The sequence below is a fragment of the Moorena sp. SIO4A1 genome, from assembly GCF_010672065.1.
Taxonomy (GTDB): Bacteria; Cyanobacteriota; Cyanobacteriia; order Cyanobacteriales; family Coleofasciculaceae; genus Moorena.
This window is the reverse complement of the sequence record NZ_JAAHHX010000547.1, coordinates 1-1,687: the sequence shown is the minus strand read 5'-3', so window position 1 is coordinate 1,687 and position 1,687 is coordinate 1. Positions and strand designations below refer to the sequence as shown.

Here is a 1,687-nt window from a genome sequence, read left to right as displayed (position 1 = left end):
TTACCGAAGAGCTCAACTTTCTCAGTTCCCTGAACGAAACGCAGTCTATCCTCTAGTTCCTGACTCCAACGGCGCAGAATGGCATAGTTAGTGGGACTGTCCTGTTCCCAGGTCAGAGCCACAATCATTGCATTGGCTTTTGGTTGTGAGTCCTCGAATTTTGGGGTACTTGCTCCCGCTGGTAACTGTGGCGCTATATCAGTAATTTTATCCCGCACCCGTGACCAAATCTGGTCAACATTTTTAACCTGCTCCTTCAGCTGTATTGAAACAGTAGAAAAGCCCAAGCGAGAAGTAGATTCAATGGTCTCGATTGCTTTAATTTCAAATAATTCTTGTTCGATTTTGTCTGTAACCAGAAATTCCACCCGTTCTGCACTGGCTCCAGGAAAAACGGTTGTAATAAAAGCATTGCGCTGAGTTAATTCTGGATCTTCTAGGCGAGGAAGACTAAAGAAAGACGAAAGTCCCCACACCACAATTAAGCAGATAGTTAAAATTAGTAATTGGAGATTGCGATAAAATAAATTCGACATACTGACACCCCTCACTGTTTAATAGGACGGACGAATTGACCAGGAACAATGCGATGCATACCGCTAATAATCACCTGGTCACCGGGCTGGAGAGTTCCTCGCACTAATACCCGTTGGCCATGGGTGCCGGAAGGATCGTCTTCTTGATACAGAATTTCCACATCAGTTCGTTCCACCCGGAAAGTGGTTTTACCCTGAGCAATAGGGGATTTCAATGGCACTGCTTCACCCAAGACGTAGCACGACCATAAACCCCGAACTCCTGGTACTAGGGCTGTAGTTGGCAACCAATAACCAGAAGTGGTAATGGATTGAGCGAGTTCTAACTGGGCTAATTGTCCTGGAGCAACTGTTCTAGCTGCTGCGGGATCTAGCTTCAGCACAACGGTTACAGTGCGAGTGTCAGAGTCTAGTTCGGGCAGAATTGATGAAACTTGGGCGGTATAGGTTTTCTGTCCAATTTTTAACGGCAAAGTGCTACCGAGTTGGAGTTGGGAAGCGGCTGAGACAGGAATACCAATATTAGCTTCAACAGCTCCATCTTCCACAATGCTAAAAATCGGTTGAGAGCCAGCAGTAGAGACGACTGTTCCTTCATCAACCCAACGCCTGGAGATGGTTCCAGAGAAAGGAGCTTTGAGAGTAGTTTTTTTAAGATCCAGTTTGAGCTTCCCTAAGCTAGCATCCAGTTGGTCAACCCGAGCTTTTTGGGCTTCAATCCGTTCCGGACGGGTTCCAGCCAGTAACTCATCTAGCTGCTTTTGAGCTTGGTCAACCCGAGCTTTTTGGGCTTCAATCCGTTCCGGACGAGTTCCAGCTAATAACTCATTGAGTTGGCTTTGTGCTTGGTCAAGGCGAGCCTTTTGGGCGCTAACTTCAGTAATTGCTTCGTCGAGTTGCTCCCGGGAAATTGCTCCCTCGCTGTACAGGGATTGTCGTCGATTTTGTTTCTTGCGAGACAGTTCCAGTTGTTTGTCGAGTTCTGTGACATTAGCCCGAGCAGCAGCAATGGTTTCCGCTCTAGGCCCAGCTTGTCTTTCCTTGAGCTCAGCCACAGCTTGAGCTAGGTTAGCTCGCGCAGCCGCAATAGTTTCCGGGCGAGAACCAGCTTGCATTTCCTTGAGTTCAGCTACCGCTTGAGCTCGCTGGGA

The 1,687-nt window shown here is 47.8% G+C and carries 2 protein-coding genes; both read right to left on the bottom strand.

Going from position 1 to position 1,687, the window contains the following annotated elements; genetic code table 11:
- The coding region (locus tag F6K53_RS40485) for an efflux RND transporter permease subunit (RefSeq protein ID WP_293085812.1) at window positions 1-536 on the bottom strand (536 nt) is incomplete at its 3' end.
- 11 nt (window positions 537-547) lie between these two features.
- Window positions 548-1,687, bottom strand: a 1,140-nt coding sequence (locus F6K53_RS40480; protein WP_293085809.1) for an efflux RND transporter periplasmic adaptor subunit, incomplete at its 5' end; no start/stop codon positions are given.